This window comes from Sorangium sp. So ce426, from assembly GCF_051475585.1.
GTDB classification, from domain to species: Bacteria; Myxococcota_A; Polyangia; order Polyangiales; family Polyangiaceae; genus Sorangium; species Sorangium cellulosum_B.
This window is the reverse complement of sequence record NZ_CP150341.1, coordinates 3,802,801-3,823,056: the sequence shown is the minus strand read 5'-3', so window position 1 is coordinate 3,823,056 and position 20,256 is coordinate 3,802,801. Positions and strand designations below refer to the sequence as shown.

General features: G+C 70.4%; 13 protein-coding genes. 10 read left to right on the top strand and 3 right to left on the bottom strand.

Annotated features, from left to right (window positions below; all coding sequences use genetic code 11):
* Positions 1 to 7: 7 nt before the first annotated feature.
* A complete protein-coding gene (locus WMF44_RS14410; RefSeq protein WP_437299687.1) occupies positions 8 to 1,771 on the bottom strand; it encodes a PE-PGRS family protein in 1,764 nt (587 codons plus the stop codon).
* A 665-nt stretch (positions 1,772 to 2,436) separates the two neighbouring features.
* Between WMF44_RS14410 and WMF44_RS14405 the strand changes: the two genes are divergently transcribed.
* From WMF44_RS14405 to WMF44_RS14380, 6 genes are all read left to right on the top strand, one after another.
* Positions 2,437 to 4,089, top strand: coding sequence for an FAD-dependent oxidoreductase (locus WMF44_RS14405; RefSeq protein ID WP_437299686.1), 1,653 nt, complete (start codon positions 2,437 to 2,439; stop codon positions 4,087 to 4,089).
* 202 nt (positions 4,090 to 4,291) lie between these two features.
* Positions 4,292 to 5,359, top strand: a complete 1,068-nt coding sequence (locus WMF44_RS14400; protein ID WP_437299685.1) for a PEGA domain-containing protein — start codon at positions 4,292 to 4,294, stop codon at positions 5,357 to 5,359.
* Entirely contained in the window at positions 5,359 to 6,804 is a 1,446-nt protein-coding gene (locus WMF44_RS14395) for an SBBP repeat-containing protein (RefSeq protein WP_437299684.1), read from the top strand. The genes WMF44_RS14400 and WMF44_RS14395 overlap by 1 nt, the downstream gene beginning before the upstream one ends.
* A 23-nt stretch (positions 6,805 to 6,827) precedes the next feature.
* Complete coding sequence (locus WMF44_RS14390) at positions 6,828 to 8,426, top strand: thrombospondin type 3 repeat-containing protein (protein ID WP_437299683.1); 1,599 nt, start codon at positions 6,828 to 6,830, stop codon at positions 8,424 to 8,426.
* Positions 8,427 to 8,716: 290 nt separating this feature from the next.
* Positions 8,717 to 9,796, top strand: coding sequence for a hypothetical protein (locus WMF44_RS14385; protein ID WP_437299682.1), 1,080 nt, complete (start codon positions 8,717 to 8,719; stop codon positions 9,794 to 9,796).
* Positions 9,797 to 10,029: 233 nt separating this feature from the next.
* Positions 10,030 to 11,385, top strand: a complete 1,356-nt coding sequence (locus WMF44_RS14380) for a hypothetical protein (RefSeq protein ID WP_437299681.1) — start codon at positions 10,030 to 10,032, stop codon at positions 11,383 to 11,385.
* 24 nt (positions 11,386 to 11,409) lie between these two features.
* Here WMF44_RS14380 and WMF44_RS14375 read toward each other — a convergent pair whose 3' ends face one another.
* Both WMF44_RS14375 and WMF44_RS14370 read right to left on the bottom strand, forming a co-directional pair.
* On the bottom strand, positions 11,410 to 15,510 hold the full coding sequence (locus tag WMF44_RS14375) for a hypothetical protein (RefSeq protein ID WP_437299680.1): 4,101 nt from the start codon (positions 15,508 to 15,510) through the stop codon (positions 11,410 to 11,412).
* A 281-nt stretch (positions 15,511 to 15,791) separates the two neighbouring features.
* Complete coding sequence (locus WMF44_RS14370) at positions 15,792 to 16,601, bottom strand: TetR/AcrR family transcriptional regulator (RefSeq protein WP_437299679.1); 810 nt, start codon at positions 16,599 to 16,601, stop codon at positions 15,792 to 15,794.
* 293 nt (positions 16,602 to 16,894) lie between these two features.
* Here WMF44_RS14370 and WMF44_RS14365 point away from each other — a divergent pair, with 293 nt between their 5' ends.
* From WMF44_RS14365 to WMF44_RS14350, 4 genes are all read left to right on the top strand, one after another.
* Positions 16,895 to 17,137: a hypothetical protein gene (locus WMF44_RS14365; RefSeq protein WP_437299678.1), complete on the top strand. Its 243-nt coding sequence runs from the start codon at positions 16,895 to 16,897 to the stop codon at positions 17,135 to 17,137.
* On the top strand, positions 17,134 to 17,733 hold the full coding sequence (locus WMF44_RS14360; RefSeq protein WP_437299677.1) for a 6-bladed beta-propeller: 600 nt from the start codon (positions 17,134 to 17,136) through the stop codon (positions 17,731 to 17,733). The genes WMF44_RS14365 and WMF44_RS14360 overlap by 4 nt, the downstream gene beginning before the upstream one ends.
* A gap of 161 nt (positions 17,734 to 17,894) precedes the next feature.
* Positions 17,895 to 18,602 (top strand): hypothetical protein, encoded by a 708-nt coding sequence (locus WMF44_RS14355; protein WP_437299676.1) that lies wholly within the window; start codon positions 17,895 to 17,897, stop codon positions 18,600 to 18,602.
* A 296-nt stretch (positions 18,603 to 18,898) separates the two neighbouring features.
* Positions 18,899 to 19,822 carry a transposase gene (locus WMF44_RS14350; protein ID WP_437301563.1) on the top strand — a complete coding sequence of 308 codons (924 nt, stop codon included), beginning with the start codon at positions 18,899 to 18,901 and terminating at the stop codon, positions 19,820 to 19,822.
* Positions 19,823 to 20,256: the final 434 nt, after the last annotated feature.

Below are 20,256 nucleotides of genomic sequence, written 5' to 3'. Positions count from 1 at the left end.
TCGTCCGTCACGGCGACAGGGTGACGAGGAAGACGTCGCCGTTGCTGCGATCGCCCACAGGCGCGCTGTGCTCGACGGCGGGGAGGCCGCCGCCGAGCTCGATCCGCTCGCCGTGGAAGAGGCCAGCGGCAACGGTGTTCCCGCTGCCGGTGACGGCCTGGGCCGTCGAGAAGCAGAAGACCCCATCGCGGTAGACGTCGGACCAGAGCTCCTCGGAGAAGTCCGGACTGAGCTTCGCGACGAACGCGTCGCCCGACTCGGGCGGCTCGATTTCCACGGGCGCCCCGCCGAGATCGAGCGCCTCGGTGAAGTAACCGCTCAGCACATGGTTGCCCCAGGGGTCCTGCGAGAAGCCCCAGACGAACTCGTCGCCCGCGGACGGGAGCCCACGGGCGGCGAGCGGCTCACCGGTCTCTGCGTCGAGCCGGGCCAGGTAGAGGTCGTAATCCCCGACGGCGGCGCGCTCGATGTCCGTGGGCCCGACGCGGAACGGAGCGCTGTAGTTGCCGAGGACGACCGGATGGCCGTCGAGCCCGAGGCCGATGAACTTGGCGAACTGCTCGCCGGCGGCGCCCAGCGACCGGCCCCAGACGAGGCTGCCCGATGCGAGATCGAACCGCAGGACGAGCCCATCGATGCCGTGGATCGGCTCGTCGTCGCGCGAGCCGTCGACGGCGCTCTCCACGACGTTGCCGTCGATCTCGAGCTTTCCGCCGAAGGCGCCGGCCGCGTAGAGCGCCGACCCGCCGACCGCGATGCTGCGGAAGCGCTGCCAGCTCTCCGCGGACCCGAACCGCCGGCTCCAGAGGTGGCCGCCGCCGGCGTCGAGCTTCGCGACGACGACGTTGGGACCGCCGCTCCCCTCGAGCGCGGTCCCGGGCGCCTCGCTGAAATTGATGCTGCCGTCGACCATGCCGAGGACGATGATCTCGCCCGCCTCGGTGACGGCCACGGCCGTGGCGCCCTGGTCGAGCTCGCCGCCAAAGCGCTTGCTGAAGAGGTGGTTGCCGTCGCCGTCGAGCTTGGCGACGAAGAGGTCCTTCCCACCGGCGCTCACGAGCTCCGTGCTCGCGTCCGCGCCGAAGTTGAGGGTTCCCTCGAACTCCCCGGCGACGACGACGTTGCCGATCGAATCCGTGGCCACCGCGAACGCGACCTGATCGGACTTGCCCCCGAAACGCCTGCTCCAGACGTGGCCTCCCGCCGCGTCGAGCTTCACGACGAAGAGGTCGAGACCACCGTCGCTCGCGAGGGCGTCCGCCTCGCCACCGAAGTTGATCGCCGTCTCGAAGCCGCCGACCAGGACGACGTTGTCGTGCGGATCCGCCGCGATCGCCTCGATTCGCTCGTTCTTCGCCTCGCCGGCGCCGAGCCCCCACAAGGCATCTCCGAGGAACGCCGGAGGCTCGCCGCCGCCACTGCCGCCCGCGCCGCCGTCGCCGCCCGCGCCCCCCACTCCACCGGATGCACCGGCGCCCGGTTCGCCACCTTGCCCCCCCGCGCCTCCGACTCCACCGCTGCCACCGGCGCCTCCGACTCCACCGCTGCCACCGGCGCCTCCGACTCCACCGCTTCCACCGTCGCCTCCGACCCCGCCTTGCCCCCCGGCCCCCCCTTCACCGCCTTGCCCACCGCCGCCTCCGGCCCCGCCCTGCCCGGCGACGCCGCCTTCGCCGCCTTGCCCGCCGCCGCCTCCGACGCCGCTCGTCGACGAGGTGACGCCGTCCTCAGGCTCCGAGTCGCAGCCGTTGCAGCCCAGGGGAAGTCCCATGCTCGTCAGAAGAGCAATCCGAGCCACGTTCGTCACCAAGTGCGCTTTCATCCATCCTCCATGTCTCGACGAAGAGCCCGAGCCGCGGGCGCTCGGTGGAGCCAAGGCCGGTCCGGCACCCCCTCGCTGTGGGCTGTCGAACGTCCTCAATCTGCTGTGTCGTGGACGTCAAGTACGCGTGCGCGCGGATCGAATCAAGCAGCTGTCGCGGCGAATTCGTGGCAACGATCGGCTATCCCTGGATCCGCCGGTAACGACGCGTCCCGCCTGGACGGCGCGCCTCGCCTGGACGGGGCTCCCCGCTGACCAACCGTTCTCTTGCACACGGCCCGCGATGGCCTCGGACGCGCGCCGCGCGCGTCGCAGGTTTGCTTCATCGTGGCAGAATGCCCCACCGCGAGCCCCGCGGCACGTCCACCATACAAGCCGCGCCGGGCTTCGGTGGGCGCGGTACGCGATCTGCATCATCCCGCGAGTCGCGCGCGAACGAAGAGCGCCGCCGGCGCGCGTCCCCCCGCGCGCGCCGGCGGCGCGGCGGCCATGGAGACCGCATCCAGGGCCTCTGGCGCGGCGGATCATCACGCCTCCCGGACGGCGGACCCCACGACCGATCACCGAGACGAAGCGCCGGGCCAAAGCGCTCGGCGTCCAGACGCGGAGCGCCTATGACGGAGCGAGCCTACGACAAGAACACCGCCTGGACCCACGCCGTCATCCCTCCGATGACCCCCCTCGCGACCGACCACGAGGCGGACGTGTGCGTCGTCGGCGCGGGGATCGCCGGGCTGACGACGGCGTATCTCCTCGCGAAGGCCGGCAAACGCGTCGTCGTCCTCGACAACGGCGCCATCGGCGGGGGCGAGTCCGGGCTCACCACCGCGCACATCACGCACGCGCTCGACCGGCGCTGGGCCTCGCTCGCGAAGCTGCACGGCAAAGGCCGGCTGCGCCTCGCCGCAAGGAGCCACACGGCGGCCATCGAGACGATCGAGCGGATCGTCGCGGAAGAGCAGATCGACTGCGACTTCCGGCGCGTCCACGGCTATCTCTTCACAGCCCCGGGATCGCCCCCGGCCACCCTCCGGGACGAGATCGAGGCCGCGCACCGCGCCGGGCTCGGCTCGACCCATTACGTCGACCGCGCGCCGCTGCTCGATTTCGATACGGGGCCCGCGGTCCGCTTCCCCGATCAGGCGCAGTTCCATATCCGCAGGTACCTCGCGGGGCTCGCGCGGGCGATCGAGCGCGACGGCGGCAGGCTCTACACACTCGCGCACGTGGTCGACGTCGACGAGGACACCGTGCCTCACGGGGTGGTCGTCAAGACGGCGCGCGGGCACCGGGTGATCGCCAGCGAGGCCGTGCTCGCCACGAACTCCCCCTTCCTTCCGCGCATCGCCGTGCACCTGAAGCAAGCGGGTTACCGGACCTACGTCGTCGGCCTGCGCATTCCGCGGGGCGCCGTCCCACCGGGGCTCTACTGGGACACGGCCGAGCCGTTCCATTACGTCCGCCTCGCCAACATCAACGGCGCGGACGACCCGGACGAGGTGCTCCTCGTGGGAGGAGAGGACCACAAGACCGGACAGGCCAGCGACGCGGATCAGCGCCATGCGCGGCTCGAGGCGTGGGCGAGAGAGCGCTTCACGCAGGCCGGCGAGGTGCTGCACCGCTGGTCCGGCGAGGTGATGGAGACGGTCGACGGCCTCGCGTACATCGGTCGCATCAAGAAGGGATCGAGGATCCTCATCTCCACGGGCGACTGTGGCAACGGCATGACGCACGGGACGATCGCGGGCCTCGTGATCTCCGACCTCGTGCAGGGCCGCGAGAGCCGGATGGCGTCGCTCTTCGATCCCACCCGCGTCAACCTGAGCCTGGCCGCCGTTTCCGAGTACGCGAAGGAGAACCTCAATGTCGCGTGCCAGTACGCCTCGTGGCTCGGCAAGGGCGATGTCCCTGACGTGGCGCCGATCGCGCCCGGCGCCGGCGCCGTCGTGCGCAGGGGCCTGAAGAAGCTCGCCGTCTACCGCGATCCGCAAGGGCAGATCCACGAGATGTCGGCCATGTGTACCCACCTCGGCGGCGTGGTCTCGTGGAACTCCGCGGAGCGCAGCTGGGACTGTCGCTGTCACGGCGCACGCTTCGACGCCATGGGCCGCGTCCTCCGAGGCCCGGCGACGGCCGATCTCACGCCGATCGCGCCGAGCGAGGCGCCTCTCGGCGCCGGAGGATCGGTCTCGCCGCCGAGGGAGCGGGAGGGGGTCGCCGGCCAGCCGGCGGCCGTGCCCTTGCCCCAGAGTCGCCCGGCCACGTGAACGGAGCGAGTCGCGAGCGCCAACAACCGATGAGCGCAATGGGCGTGGATCGACGTGATCGACGCGATCGACGCCATACGCGATGCGCATGCCATGTCCCCATGAGCACGATGCGCGCGCGCTGGCGTAGTTGACCCCCGCGCGAGCGGCGTGCGATCATGATCGAGTAGTCCGGGGCTGTCCCGGACGGCTTGGTGATGAGATGAAATTGTTGCGCCCCCGTGCCTCCCGCGCCGCAGGCATAGCCCTGGCTGTCCTCTCGGTCGCCGGGTCGCTTCCGGCGCGGGCCGAGCCCTCGGCGGCCGATCGGCAGACCGCGCGGACGCTCCTCATCGAGGGGCGCAAGAAGCGCGACGCGGGGGACGTCGCCGGCGCCCGCGATGATTTCCAGGCGGCCCATGCGCTCGTGCGCGCCCCAACGACGGGGCTCGATCTCGCGCGCGCCGACGAGGCGCTCGGTCTCCTGATCGAGGCCCGGGAGACGGCCTACGAGGTCGTCCACCTGCCCCTCGGGAGCGACGAGCCGCCGGTGTTCACGCAGGCGCGGGCGGCCGCCGCGGCGATGGTCGAGCAGCTCGAGGCGCGCATCCCGTCGCTCCAGCTCCGGATCGAGGGCCCGGCGCTGGACCAGCTCGAGGCGCGCGTGGACGGCCAGCCGATCCCCCGCGCGGCGCTCCCCTACCCGCGCAAGCTCAACCCCGGTCGCCACGAGGTGGTGGTGACGGCGCCTGGCTTCCAGACGGCGCGGCGGGAGGTCACGCTGAAGCAGGCGGAGCGCGCGCCGGTGGAGGTCCGCATCCGCCTCGTACCAGGGCAGTCGACCGCGCCGAAAGCAGGCGCCGCCGCAGGTGGGAGCATGGGCGCAGACGTGGGCGGAGGTCAGCTACCGCCCGCGGACGCGCCGGCGGAGCCCCGCGCGCCCGTGCCGCTGTGGGCATGGACGGCGGGCGGCGTGGGGCTCGCGGCGCTCGCGGGGAGCGCGGTGTTCGCTGCCGACCACATGGCCGCGCGGGCTCGGGTCGAGGACGAGTGCCCCGGGTCCGTATGTGAGCGGGGCGTCCACGACTTCGAGAGCATGGAGGCGCTCCGGGCGCGATGGAACCGCAGCCTGGGGCTGTCGGTGACGCTCGGCGCGGTCGGCCTCGCGGGCGTGGGCGCGGCGCTGGGCGGCATCCTCCTGCGGCCCAAGGCGGGCGGCGAGCAGGCGTCGTCGCTCGTGCCGATCGCGACGCCCACAACACAGGGCGTGGTGTGGCAGGGGGTGTTCTGATGAGGGTACGGCGGTTCTACCCGGCGACAGCCGGCGCACCCGGCGTCGTGATGGTCGGCGCTGCGGCGCTCGGCGCTGCGGTGCTCGGCTGCGCGCCCGAGCTCAGCCTGTCGACCCCTGTGGGGGCCGGCGGCGAGGGCGGCGGCGCGCCGCAGTCGGGCGGCGAGGTGCAGTGGGCGCGCGCGCTCGGGGGCGACGGGGAGCGTGCAGGGGCGAGCGTGGCCGTCGCCGACGACCGCACCGCGGCGCTCCTTGGCAGGCTCACGAAGGCGGAGGACGTGGCCCTCGACGACGAGAGCGTGACCCCGATCGGCGAGGAGAACGTCTTCTGGGCGCGGCTCTCGGCGAGCGACGGGTCGGGGCTCGGGCTGAAGCGCTTCGGTGCGTTCGATCCGCAGACGGTGAACGCGCTGGTGCCGGACGGGAACGAGGGTCTCCTGGTCGCGGGCGAGTTCTCCGGCACGCTGGAGTTCGGCGGCGAGCCGCGGACGAGCGCCGGCGGGCGAGACGGCTACGTCGCGAGGCTCGACGCGGCGGGGCAGGAGCTGTGGCTGCAGCCGCTCGGGGGCATCGGCTTCCAGGCGGCGACGAGCGTCGCGGCGGCGCCGGATCGCCTCGTCGTGGCCGGCCGCTTCTCGGGCGCGCTGCACGTCGGCAAGAACCGGCTCGAGAGCGCCGGAGGCAGCGACGTGTTCCTGGCGAGCTTCAACGACGACGGCGTGCTGCTCTGGAGCCAGCGGTTCGGCGACGGCTTCGATCAGCAGGCCCGCGCCGTGGCGATGGACGCGCGCGGCAACGCGATCGTGATCGGAGATTTCGCCGGCACGCTCGATCTGGGCGGCGATCCGCTGGAGAGCGCCGGGGATTTCGACGTGTTCGTGGCGAGCTTCGGCCCGTTCGGCGGGCACCAGTGGAGCAAGCGCTTCGGCGACGCGGGGCCGCAGCGGGCCAGGGCGGTCGCGGTGGACGGGGCGGGCAACGTGATCGTGGGCGGGGAGTTCGGCGCGACGATCGATCTCGGCGGGGGCCCTCGGGCGGCCGGGGAGCACCAGGCGGTGTTCGTGGCCAAGCTCGATCCGGAGGGCGAGCACATCTATAGCCGGGTGATCGGCGAGGACGGCGCGTCGCTGGGGCAGCTCCTCGTCGACGGCGCGGGGGACGTGGTCGTCGCGGGGGGGTTCCGCGGAGACACGACGCTGGCGGACGGGTCGGTGACGAGCGCGGGGGACGACGACGTGTTCGTCGCCAAGCTCGATCCGGAGGGCGGCTACCGGTGGAGCCACCGCTTCGGCGGCGCTGGCGCGGACCGGGCGACGGGCGTGGCCATCGATCGCGACAGGCAGGTCTACGTGACCGGCGCGTTCACCGGGAGGGTGACGTTCGGGGAAAAGCGGATCGAGGGAGGCGAGGGCACGGACGTGTTCGTGACCAAGCTGTCGCCATGAAGGCCATGAAGGATGGAGGCGCGATGAAACGTGCGGGGACGAGGGGCGTGCGGTCGCGCGGGCGACGGTTCTCTGTGGGGCTCGTGGCGGGCCTGTTCGGGCTGATCCTGCCAGCGACCGGCTGGGCGGAGGACCCCGACACCGATCTGGATGGGGTCGTGGATCCCCTGGACAACTGCGTGCAGACCCAGAATCCGGACCAGGCGGATGCCGATAGCGATGCACTCGGCGATGCGTGCGACAACTGCCCGTCCGCTGCCAATCGGGATCAGCGGGATTCGGATTCCGACGGCGTCGGCGACGCGTGCGACAACTGTCCTGTCGCGATGAACGCGGACCAGTCGGATGCGGAGGAGGACGGCACCGGCGACGCCTGTGACGACGATGACGACGACGACGGTGTCCTGGATGCCGACGACAACTGTCCTTTCACGGCGAACGACGATCAGGTGGACTCCGATCGAGACGGCACCGGCGACGTCTGTCAGGCCGGGGACGACGACGGCGACGGCATCGACAACGACGTCGACAACTGCCCCGACGTCCCGAACTCGCTCCAGCAGGACAGAGACGACGACAAGATCGGCGATCTCTGCGACAACTGCCCTGCCACGCGCAACCCGAACCAGGAGGACAGCGACGGCAACGGCATCGGCGACTTCTGCGAGCCCGACATCGACGCCGACGGCGACGGGCTGCGCAACGCAGAGGACAACTGCCCTGTGGATCACAACCCTGGCCAGGAGAACGCGGACGGGGACAGCCTCGGGGACGCCTGCGATCCTGACAGCGACGACGACGGCGTGGTCGACGTGGAGGACAACTGCGCCGTCGTTTCCAATCTGTTCCAGGAAGATACGGACGGCGACGGCACCGGCGATGCCTGCGAGGACGACGACGACGACGACGGCGTCGTGGACGCGGAGGACAACTGCCCGCACGTGCCGAACCAGGATCAGACCGACGGCGACGGGGACGGCCGCGGCGACGCCTGCGACCTCGGGGCCGACGTCGACGGCGACCGCGACGGCATACCGGACGAGACGGACAACTGCCCGCACGTGCCGAACCCCGATCAGACGGACGCCGACGGCAACGACGTGGGCAACGCGTGCGAGGACGTGGACCGAGATGGCCTGAGCGACGCGGCGGACAACTGTGACGAGGAGCACAACCCCGATCAGGCCGACAGCGACGGCGACGGTCAGGGCGACGCGTGCGAGGAAGACGACGACAACGACGGCGTCCCGGACGAGCAGGACAACTGCACCTCCGTCCCCAACGCGGATCAGGCCGACAACGACGAGGACGATCAAGGCGACGCCTGCGACGTCGATGACGCGGACGACGACAACGATGGCGTCCCGGACGGTGACGACAACTGCCCGCTCGCGGCCAACGCGGATCAGGGGGATGGCGACGCCGACGGGGTCGGCGACGCCTGCGACGACAGCGGCGGCGCGGGCAGCAGCGGCGGCGGGTCCACGGAGCCGGAGGTCTCGTCCGGGCTGGTCTGCGCGATGCAGCGAGGCGAGCGCGGCGGCGCGCTCGTCGGCCTCGTGGCGCTCCTCGCCGGCGCGCTGGGCCTGGGCGCCCGAAGGCGGCGCGATCACGCGGCGTGACCGCCGCTGCGCGCGGCCCTGGCGCGCAGCGGCCACGCGATCCCATGAGAGCGACGAGCGTGCCCGCTCGGTTGCCAGCTGAAAGAGAAGAGACAACTGCGAGCACAACGTGGGTTATCACCCCACGACCCCACGCCGGTTTCGCGATGGCTCCGCGTTTTTTTCGCGATCGGTCATTTTTCTGAGCCGTGACCTGACCGCGGCGGAACTGCTCCGGATGAACGCGCCGGTAGTCCCGCTCCGCAGCGCGCGCTGCGGACGGGAGCGCCTGAGCCACCTCTGGAGACACCATGCGCCTAGCTCTCTCTCTCTCGTTGGTGACCGCCCTGTTTGGACTCACCCTCAGCGCCGGCTGTAGCGACAGCACCGTTGACGGCGCCGCCCCGTCCGGCGGCGCGGGAGGAGGCGACGCCGCGAGCGGCGGCGGCAGCGCGAGCGGCGGCGGCAGCGCGAGCGGCGGCGGCAGCGCGAGCGGCGGCGGCAGCGCGAGCGGCGGAGGGGCCGGCACCGGCGCTGCGGGCGGAGGCATGGCGACCCCGACGAGCATCGTCGAGTGCCAGGGCAAGACATACGCGTGCGGGGATCTCGTCGACAACGACGACGATGGGCTCCTCGACGCGCAGGATCCGGACTGCCTCGGCCCGTGCGACAACACCGAGGGCAGCTACTACGGCGGGATCCCTGGCCAGGCGGGGCCGGCGTGCACCGTCGACTGTTATTTCGACCAGGACTCCGGCTCCGGCAACGACGACTGCCACTGGAACCACAAGTGCGATGAGCACGAGGTCGCGCCCGGGTTTCACCCGGAGTCCAGCAACGGGACGATGTGCGCCTATGACAGCGGGGCCTCGACGCCAGGCGCCGACGGCAAGAGCTGCAGCGATCTCAACGACGAGCAGTCCGATACGTGCCATAGGACCTGCGGTCCGCTCACGCCGAACGGCTGCGACTGCTTCGGCTGCTGCGAGCTCCCGGCGGGCGGCGGCAAGTACGTCTGGCTCGGCTCCGACGCCGATGGCACCGGTGAAGGCTCCTGCTCGCGCGGCAACGAGTCCGACCCGACCCGCTGCGAGCCCTGCACGCCCGTGGATGCTTGCCTGAACGAGTGCGGCCGCTGCGAGCTGTGCCTTGGCAAGGACACGCTGCCAGACGACTGCTTCGAGTCCGGCACCGGCGCCGGGGGTGGCGGAGCTGGTGGCGGAGCCGCGACAGGCGGCGGCGGAGACGCGACCGGCAGCGGCGGCGGGCCCACCGGCGAGCCCCAAGGCCAGTGCGCGGCGGGGATCCAGCCGTGCGGGCTCTCCGGCCAGGAGCCTTGTGCCGCAGGCTACTACTGCATCACCGGCTGCTGTCAGGTCATCTTGAACTAGCCCTACGCTTTCCCGGGTTCTCCCTGGATTCGAGGACAGGGATTGAACCATGAAAGACACAGAAGAACCGGAGGGAGGTGTTCCCCCTGCTCGGTGCCCGCCGCGCCTGCGTGATTCACTGTCCCTGCTCGGAGCGACGACAGGATCGCGGGCCGCGGCGCTGGCCGCTCACGAGCTGAGAAGCTGAGCTTGCAGCGACGAGACGTGGTTTGAAAGGAGACGAGTCGATGGTGATGCGCTCGATGTCTGTTGGGATGCTGTGCGCCTTGATGGGGATGGGATGCGGCGGCGACGACGAGGGTCAGCCGCAGAGCTGCTCGGTGGCCGCGCAGACAGGGTGCGCCGCCTCGCAGGTGTGCGAGGAGGTGGAGGGCGCCGAGCCCGCTTGCTTCGAGCCGGTGATCCTGAGGGGGCGCGTCTACGACTCGCTCGACGACAAGGCCATCGCGGGCGCGCGCGTGCTCGCCCGGGATCCGAGCGACGCGGTGATCTCCCGGGTGGCGGTCACCGGGGCCGACGGGACGTATGAGCTCGTCGTGCCCGCGCGGCGCGACGCGAGCGGCGCTCCGATCGAGGTCGACATCACGCTGCGCGCCGACGCGCAGGCGTACGAGACGTTCCCGAAGGCGCCGCGGGTCGCGCTGCCCATCGACCTCTCCACCGCGGCGGGCAAACCGCCCGCGATCGAGTCGGCGGCGACGGAGATCTCGCTGTTGCCGCTCTCGGACAGCGAGGGGCTCGGTTCCATCTCCGGGGTCGTCCACGCCGACCAGCCCGGCGGGACGCTGCTGGTCGCGGGCGGCGTCACCGGCGCGGCCGATCTCGACGGCAGCTACACCATCTACAACGTGGCTGCGGGCGACGTCACGGTGAAGGGTTATGCCGCCGACCTCGCGCTCGACACGGCGAGCGCGACGGTCAGCGCCGGCAAGGAGACGACGGGCGTGGATCTTCACGCGACCGGAGACGCCACGGCGGTGGTGAGCGGCAAGGTCGAGATCGTGAATGCTCCAGGGGGGAGCGCGACCTCGGTCATCCTCGTCGTGGCCGACACCTTTGACGAGGCGGCCGCGCGCGGCGAGGCCCCGCGAGGGCTCCGGCAAGGCAACGTCACCGGAGAGTTCTCGATCGCCGGCGTGCCCGATGGCGATTACGTGGTCCTCGCCGCCTTCGAGGACGACGCGCTCGTGCGGGATCCTGACACGTCGATTGGCGGGACCGAGATCGTGCGCATCACGGTCTCCGGCCAGGATCTGCCCGTCGCGGAGTCGTTCAAGGTGACGGGCGCGCTCGCCGTGGTCTCGCCCGGCGCGAGCACGCTGGAGGAGGTCAGCGGGACACCGACGTTCGTCTTCGAGGACGACTCCAGCGAAGATCTGTACGAGGTACGGTTGTTCGACGCGCTCGGCGCCAAGATCTGGGAGGACCTGGAGGTGCCCAGGGTGTCGGGGAGCGAGAACGTCTCCGTCGAGTACGACGGTCCCGCGCTGATCCCGGGGATGATCTACCAGTTCAGGACCACCTCGAAGAAGGACGGCGCGCCCATCTCGCAGACCGAGGATCTGAAGGGGGTCTTCGTCTACAGGTGATCGAGGGGCGCGCGGGCGCCGCCGTCAGCAGCGACGGCGGCGGGCGCGGCGCGCGCTGCCGAGCGCCACGAGGACGCCGCACAGCGCGAGCGCGCGGGCCGCTCCTGACGCGCGCTCGGTCTCACCGCCGATGACGGCATACGCGCAGCTGACGCCCAAACAACAGCAGCAGTGGACCGGGGGCGCTCCTCCCTCGGATTGGCCCCCTCCCCCTTCCCCACCCCCACCCGCCGCATCTCGGCCACCGCCGACCCCTGTGCCGCCCGCCCCGCCGGCATCGGTGGAGCAATCGCCGCCCGCGCCGTCGCCCCTGCCTCCGGCGCCCTCGGCCGGTCCTCCGGCGTCGCCGCCACCGCCTGCGCCGCTGCCGCCTGCGCCGCCGCCGCCAGCTCCGTTGTCGCCTGCGCCGCTGCCGCCCACGCCGCTGCCGCCCACGCCTGCTGCGATCCCTCCGCCGTCGTCGCCTCCGCCCCCTCCCGCGGTGGCGCTGTTCGGCGTGTTCCGGCAGCCAAAGAAGGGATGGCATTCGTCCGTGGTCGTCGGATCCCCGTCGTCGCAGTCGAGCGGGATGTCGTTCAGACAGAGTCCCTGGAAGCAGACCTCGCTGCCATTGCAGACATCGAAATCATCGCAGCTGGCGCCGTCCGGCAGGCTCACGTCCGCGGGACAGCTCCCTGCGCCGTCGCAATACTCCCCGGGATCGCACAGCGAGGTCGCGATGCGGCAGATCGTCGTCGGCGGCTCGGCCGTGCACAGAGCCGAGCAACAATCCCCGTTGCGCAGGTTGCCGTCGTCGCACTGCTCGCCGAGCCCGAGCTCGCCATCGCCGCAGACGGCGGGCCTCACCGTGAGCACCGTCGGATCGGCCGCGCCGGCGAGCAGGGGCTCGTCGGTCATCGCGCTCGACTCGTTGACGCCGTCCGAGTCCGCGTCGAAGAAGAGCGTACCCTGGTTCGTGACGACGAGTCCATCGGTCAGGGGACGCAGGATCGCTTCCATCGTGAGCACCACCCACTCCCCCGGCTCGACCTCGCCGTCCCAGCCCACCGTGTTGGTGGCGGGATCGGCCGAGACCGCGCCCTTGTCCGCGGACGCGCCTTCCAGCAGGAGCTCGGGCGGGAGCACGTCCACGAACTCGAACCCTGCGTTGTCGGGCTGCACGCGCCCCCCCGTGTTGCTGATGAGCGCCGTATAGGCGAGATCCTCGCCGGCGATGCGCTCGCCGAGGACCGTGAGATAGCCGATCAGGCGCGCTGGCACGGAGACGTCGATGCGCACGCCGCTCTCGTTGTTTTCCGGCGCCGGATCGTGCTCGCTCGAGCTCACCTTCGCCGTGCTCTCGATCTCCTCGTCGACCGTGGGCGGCGGGAGCGTGGGCGCGACCATGGTGACCGCGATCGACGAGCTCTCCCGTGCGGCGAGCGAGGCGCGCCGGCACACGAGCTCTCCGCCGGCCAGCTCGCACGTCCAGCCGGTCCCCGAGGCGCTGGCGGGGCTCGCCCCGGCGGGCAGCACGGACGACACGACGACGTCGCTCGCATCGCCCGGCCCCTCGTTGGCGACGTCGATCGTCATCGTGAGCTGCGCGCCCGGCGATACAGGATCCGGCGCGGCCGTCTGGGTGATGGCCAGATCCGCCCCGCAGGCGCCGGACACGATCGGCGCCGCCGCGAACACGATGTTGTCGACCGCGACGCCGCACGGCCCGGGGCGCCCGATATCCGTGCAGACCCGGCTGTCGTCCTGCGTGTAGTCGAAGCGGAGCCTCACGGTCCGCCCGCGCAGCCCCGCGCCAGGGAAGCGGATCGACACGCGCTTTCTCCCGCTGGAGCTGCCGGACCATACCGCGTTATCCTCCAGGTAGTCCGGGTCGTCGTGGGCTGGAAGGTGCTTTGGGAAGTGGTGGCTCCCGCCGGTGACGATCCGCTCTGCGAACGCCTCCGCGAGCACCGCCCGGGGCGCGGCGCCGGCCGTGAGATCCTCCACGCGCAGCGTCAGACCGTCGAACGCCTGGATGAGCTTTTGCGGATCGTCCTCCAGCTCGTAGGTGAGATCGAAGTCGAGCGTGACGTGGGAGTTTCCGGAGCTCTCCGGGATGGTCACGGCGGGCGACACCAGCGCGACGAGCGACGTCGCCGCCTCCTCGTCGTGAAATGCCGCGTTGTTTCCGGGCGTCAGCGTCTGCGCGACGGTCCACGGCGAGGCGGAGGCCGTCCCGCCGGCGCGCACCGACTGCCAGCCGGAGGGCAGCGCTGGCGCGCTCGCTGCGTCGAAATCCTCGCGGAGGAGGATCTCCGCGGCGCCCGGCGAGCCCGTCTCGAGCTGGATCGGCAGCTCGATGGTGCCCTGAGCCGAGCTCACCGTGAGCGTCAGATCGATCGGCGTTCCCGGAACGAAGTCCCGGGCCGTCCTGAGGACGAACGGCGCGTCGCCGGCGACGGTGCGAAGGGGCTCGATATCCGGGTAGAGCGCGCTCGCCCTCACGAGGGTCACGGAGGGCGTCTCCGTCGACAGCGCGGCGGTGATCCGGGAGACGGTCGTCCTGCCGGAGATCGGGTTGGCGAGGTAGTTCTCGAGGTAGACGCCGACGTCGACGAGCTCCCCCGGATCGACGCGCTCGTTCGCGAGGGCGCCGCACGCGGTGTCCGCGATCCGGGCGCCGGCCGCGCGCAGCGGCGGGACGCGGGCGAGCTCGTCGAGGATGTCGAGGTGGACGTTGGGCGCGATCAGGGAGGTCGACGACGGCTGCCCCTCGTCGAACCGCGGCGGGGTGGCCGTCATGCTGAAGACGCTGTAGAGCTCACCGGCGAGCGCGACGCCGCCGATGCGGTCGCCGAGGTTCTGCCGGGAGGCGTCGTTGCCGTGGCCCGCGTGAAAGGGGTGGTCCGAGATCGGCGCAGGCGGGCTGAAGGAGGCGCCTTGATCGCTCGACGCGGTGTGGAGGATCTCGGTCAGGTCGCCCGAGCTGTCGACATCCTGGTCGTAGTAGACGACGTGCGCGGTGCCGGTCGTTCGGTCGACGGCCACGAAGGGGAAGAACTGGGCCCGATCGCGCCCTGGATTGCTGTTGAGGAGGACGGCGGGGCCTGCGGTGCACTGCTCCGTGAAGGAGCGCAGGGCGATGTCCCCTGTGCCGTGGGCGCCGCTCCGCTGGTAGACGACGTAGACCTGCCGCGTGGCCTGGTCGACGTCGATCGACGGGGCGCTCCTTCCGTGGTCGACGCCGAGGATCTGGTCTTCCGTGGGGTAGCTGGCCTCGTCGAGGAGGGTGAGCGGCTCCCAGGTGAGGCCTCCGTCGGTCGACCGGCGGCAACCGAGGTTGCGCAGCGAGGTCCCCGGGTCGATGGCGCGAAAGACGGCGTAGACGACCGAGTCCCTGTCGGTCGCGCCTGGGAGGATGCGCGCGCTCGGCCCGTCGAGATCGCCGCCGGCGGGCGCCTGCGCGATCGTGGCCGCGGGCGACCAGGTCTGGCCGAGATCGTCGGAGTGGCTGTAGAGGATCCTCGGAGGCGCTCCGCCGCGCTGAACCCAGGTAACGGAGAGGCGCCCTGTCGCCGGGTTGACGTCGATGGAGGCCTGCTCGGCGCTCTCCCCCGCGACGAACGCGGGGGTCACCTCGACCGGCGCGGACCACGAGGAGCCGGCCGTGCCGCTGCCGGGGTTCGAGGCATGGAGGCAGAGGCCCTGGAGGCCATCGGCGGGGCGAACGTAGGTGGAGGAGCTGACGAACACGTCGCGGGTCGGATCGTGGACGACGCGCGGGGCGCCGAGCACCTGGCCGCCGGCGACCGAGGGCAGCACCCCCGCGCCGCTCGGACCGGGGACCTCCGCGAAGGATCTCCCGCCGTCGGCGGAGCGCGCAACGCCGGACAGGCTGATCGGATCCGCGAGGGCGCCGCGCGGATCGGTGTAGGTCGCGACGAGGATGCTCGCGTCCGCGTTGGCGGCGATCGCGGCCTGGTGCTGAGCGCCCAGCGCATCGACCGCGTGCACGGTGCGGTCGGCGCTCGCGACGGCCGCGAGCCGAGCTGCGCCGAGCGCCTCCGGTTCGTCGCTGCCACAACCGGCGCCGGCGGTGAGGAGCCCCCCGCTGAGCAACCAAGCGACCGTGCGTCGCGCGCGCATAACACCTCCGAAAGGAGATAGATGCCGCGAGCTCGCAGGACGTGCCGATTTCCCCGACATTGCGGGGCCTGTCCGGCGAACGGGCGCGATGTGCTGGGGTCGGTCTCTCACGACGCCAGCGCAAGCCCCGCGCCACGCGAGGGATGCGCCCGGCGCGAAGGCGCGCGTCGACGCGCTTTCCCTTTCTTCCCGGCCGGCGAGCCGTGTGCCAGGAAGCCGGTGCGTCGGGCGCGGAGCGTCCTGCGAGCGCCCTCGGGCCGGCAGGCGCCTGGACGGACGGCTCAGGCGCGGCGCCCGGGGTCGCCGCGGTCGCGGCTCGCCTGGGAGGCGGGCGGCTCGGGTGGACGGGCGGGGAGCACGAGGTCCGCGAGACGGCGTGCCGCGGCGAAGGCCACCTCCGCATCTCCGACGGGGCCCTCACCCGGGTTGGCGAGGCCCTCACCCGCGGAACCCTCACCCAGGTTGGGATCGGGATCCTCACCCGGGTTGAGTGCGAGTGCGAGTGGGAGTGGGGGTGGGAGTGGTGGGGGGGTACCACCCGGGACTCCACTCATACTGGAATAAGCCAGAACCGAAGGAGTTTCCCCGGACGAAACCTCACCCAGGTTGGCGCGCCCGCTCAGCGCGAGCATCGCGATGCCATGGAGGCCCGCGAAGAGCACGTAGGTATCCTCCTCCGGCCGCCTGCTGCCGAGATGGCGCAAGAGCTCGACGAATGAGCTCCAAAGAGGGCGCGCGAGCCGCAGGCGCCCCTGTTCGCGCAGGCGGACGCGGTCGAAGCGGCGCTCAGCCATCAGCCAGTACAGGTCCGGATGGCACAGCGCAAACTCGACGTACCCGACGGCAAGCGACCGCGCATCGGCGCCAGCGCGCGCCCGCGCGTCGAGGCGCTCCGCGAGCCGCCGCCACCCGAGGCCATCGACGCGAATGAGGAATCCGTCGAGCGAGCCGAAGTGGTGATACAGCACCATCGTCGTCTGGCCCAGGAATGCGGCGATCTTGCGGGCCGTCAGATCGTCCCGCGTCAGCCGTCCCTCGCAGAGCGCCATGAACACGCGCTCCACCGGCTCATCGGCACCCATCACACCCATGCCCACCATCCTGCCACGTCCGCGCCTCGCCCGTTGACGCCACCAGGATAACATTGTTATCCTTGGTCATGGGATGGCTGCTTCGCAACGCAACGTCGGTCTCCGGGGCGCAGCGCGGGGGCCGCTGGCTGGTAGGGTTGGCGCTTGCGGGGGCGTGCACGTCGCGACCGCCGACGGCGGACGACGCGCCTGCAGGGCCGTACGCGGTCGTGGACGGGTGGCCGCGTGTCCCTGACGGGATGGTGTTCGGCCCAGCGCTTGATGTGGCGGTTGACGCGCGAGGGCGCGTGCTGGTGAGCCATGCGGCCGGGCGCACGTCAGGGAACGACACGCCGATCCGCGAACCCACGATCTTGGTCTTCGATCCAGAGACGGGCGAGCTGCTCGACGCGTGGGGCGAAGGGCTGTTCTTCTATCCGCACGGGATCGAGGTGGATCGCAACGACTTCGTCTGGGTGACGGACTCCGAGCAGAACCGGGTGTTCAAGCTGACGGCGGAGGGGGATGTGGTCATGACCCTCGGCGAGGCGCCATGAAGGGCATCGGTGTGTGGATCCTCGTCCTGCTGGCGGATATCGGGTGCGCGACGAGCCCCGAGCAGCTCGACCGGCCCACCAACGTGGCCTTCGGCCTGGACGGCGACATCTACGTGGCCGACGGCTACAACCATGCGCGGATCGCGCGCTTCTCCGAGGACGGCAGGTTCGTCATGGAGTGGGGTGAGAAGGGCTTCGGGCCGGGGCAACTCGACACGCCTCACGGCATCGTCACCGACGATGATGGGCGCGTCTACGTGGCGGACCGGGAGAACGCGCGTGTTCAGGTCTTCAGCGCGAACGGCCACTACCTGGCGCAGTGGAAGAGCGCAGCGCTGGGGCGACCGTGGGCGATCGCCTTCGGACCCGACGGGCACATCTACGTTGTAGACGGAGGCGATCAGGATCCAGAGCGGCCGCGGGGGCATGTGCTGCGGATGAGCCTCGACGGGAAGATCGTGGACCGGTGGAGCACATCGGGGGACGGTCCCGGGGAGATCGACTGGGGACACGGGATCGCCGTTGGGCACGACGGCAGCGTCTACGTCACCAGCCTGAGGGGTCGCGGCGTGCAGAAGTTCCGGAGGACGAAGTGAGAAGGAGAGCGCGCGGGCTCGCGCTCACAGTCACCGTGGTTGCCTCGGTCGGGGCGGCGCCGAGCTGGGCACAGACGACGGGGGACATTCCGTCGCGACCAGGCGGCCGCGGTCACATTGCGCTGTACGGCATTTTTACAGCATCGCCGCAGAGCCGGGCCGTGGCTACGATTCATGTCGCGCCGCAGGTGGCGGCTGGCGTTCGCCTGAACAGCTGGCTGCTCGCAACCACGGACGTCACGTCGGCCTGGACTACGTTTCGGATCGAGGGCGAGGCGCGGCGCTCGTCGTTTCGCTTCGGAAATCCGTTCGTGACCGTGCAGGGGGCGCTTATCGAGGAGCGAAACCGCTCGATCTATGCCGGGGTCGGGGTTGCACCGCCGGTGACGACGTTCCCTGGCACCATCCCGAAGAATACGGAGGCCGAGTACAACTACGCGGTAGCTACGGCGGCCCGCGGATTCGCGGATTACTGGATGTGGGCACCGAACGCGATCCCGATCGCGCTGTTGCTCCGCAGCCGGGCGGAGCTGTCCATGCCGGTGATCGTTGGCGCTGAGCTGGATCCAGCCGTGCTCGTTTCCGTGAACTCCAACCCGTCGCGGCTGGCGGTCCTGGCCGCCGCTCACGCGGGCTTGCGGATGGGTCCGCTGACACCCGGAGTGCGAGTGCAGATGCTCGCGCAGTCGGCGCCGCTCGCCGGGCGAGATTTCTCACAATGGGCAGCAATCTTGTATACGAACATCGAAATTGAGCCGGTGTTCGTGCGCTCCCAGGTTGCCGTCAACCTGGATGCGCCATCCGGGCTGGCCGGGCAGCGAGGGGCGACTACGTGGGGGGTATCGCTGGGAGGCGGCGTCCACCTTTAGAATTGTTGAGCTATTTCTTTGGTTCTGTTACCGGCCCACGATGCATCGCCAGCATCTCCTCCATGGCCTTCGCAGCAGCCGCCGCCTACCGAGCCACATTGCGACGTCGCGCTCGTCGCGGCGATGTCGCGCTCGACTGACGTTGCGCTCCGCACACGCTCTGCTCTGCCCTCCGACCTGATCACTGGGTGGCGCAGGTGGCGAAGAGGATGACGGCCGCCACCTCCTCGATCACCCAAATCCTCAAAGATCAGCCGATTTCGAGTCTGGCACGGCGCTTGATATACCCGTCAGGCATGAGCCAGCCTCGTGCGATCGTCCCCGGCGCTACGTATCTTCTCACCCGCCGTGTGCTGCGAAGGCATTTTCTCTTCCGCCCCGATTCCGCGATCACACGGCTCGTGATCTATACCCTGGCGGTCTCTGCCCATCGCTATGGCATCCTCGTACACGCCCTTTGCGTGATGTCCACGCACATTCATATCGTTGTCACAGACACACATGGTGAACTCCCACGATTTTTGCAGAGATTCCATCGGCTTGTCGCTCTCGGGACCAAGATCTTGCGCGCGTGGGAGGGGCCGGTGTGGGACGATCGAGCAACGAGCGTGGTACGGCTAGCAACACGGGACGCTCTGGTGGACAAGATCGCTTACACCCTCGCAAATCCGGTCGCTGCTGGTCTCGTACCGCATGCACATGAGTGGCCAGGAGCCAAGGTGCTCGTCGGCGACATCGGCTGCGGGGTGCTGCGCGCCCAACGCCCTGAAATATACTTCAATCCACAGAACCCCGAATGGCCAACCGACGTAGCACTTGCGATCACGCTTCCACCGTCGATCAGCGATTCCAATGCCGACAAATTTCGTCGCGAGATCACAGGACGGATCGAGCTGCACGAGAGACAGGCTCACGCTTCCCTACAGCGACAAAGGCTTGGCTTCCTCGGGGCTGCGCGCGCGAGAAACATTTCTCCGTACAAGCGAGCAACGAGCATCGAACCACTTCGCGATCTCAATCCAACATTCGCAGTCGGCCGCCGGCAGGCAGACGCAAAGAACGCCGCCATCGCGGCCGTCCAAGCCTTTCGCATCGCATACCGACATTCGATCAATCAATGGCGTGCAGGTGTGCGCAGCGTAACTTTCCCTGCGGGCACGTGGTGGATGCGCGTGTTCCACGGGGTCACCGTCAACGACGGCGAGCCTGCGGCCGCATAGACGCAGGACCAGCACATTGTCGACACGATTAAATTAAGATCGGAAACCGGGAGTATCAGTTCGCCCGTCGCACAACACGATCGACGCCTGGATACAGCGTTGTTGCAGGGGACGGGAGGGACCAAGCGCTCGATCTCCTTCAAGGCTCGATTCATGCGCAACAACGGACGATTCGGCTGGCCGGAAGGCGTACTGGCTCGCCAGTTCGGGTTTGCTCGAAGCTGCCAGGCTCGGCGTGCACAGAGTCCGAGCGGTCGAAATGTCTGCGTGGAGTGGAGTCGAGAGTCTACATCACCATCGTGACGAGAGGTGATTCGGGGCCGGGACCGAGCTGGCGTGCGCGTCGCGTAGCGCCCCCGCCACGACGTCCACGAGATACGCTCCCAGCACGGTGGGGTTGCGTCCCCTGCCGCAGCACGGTCGGGTTGTGCCCC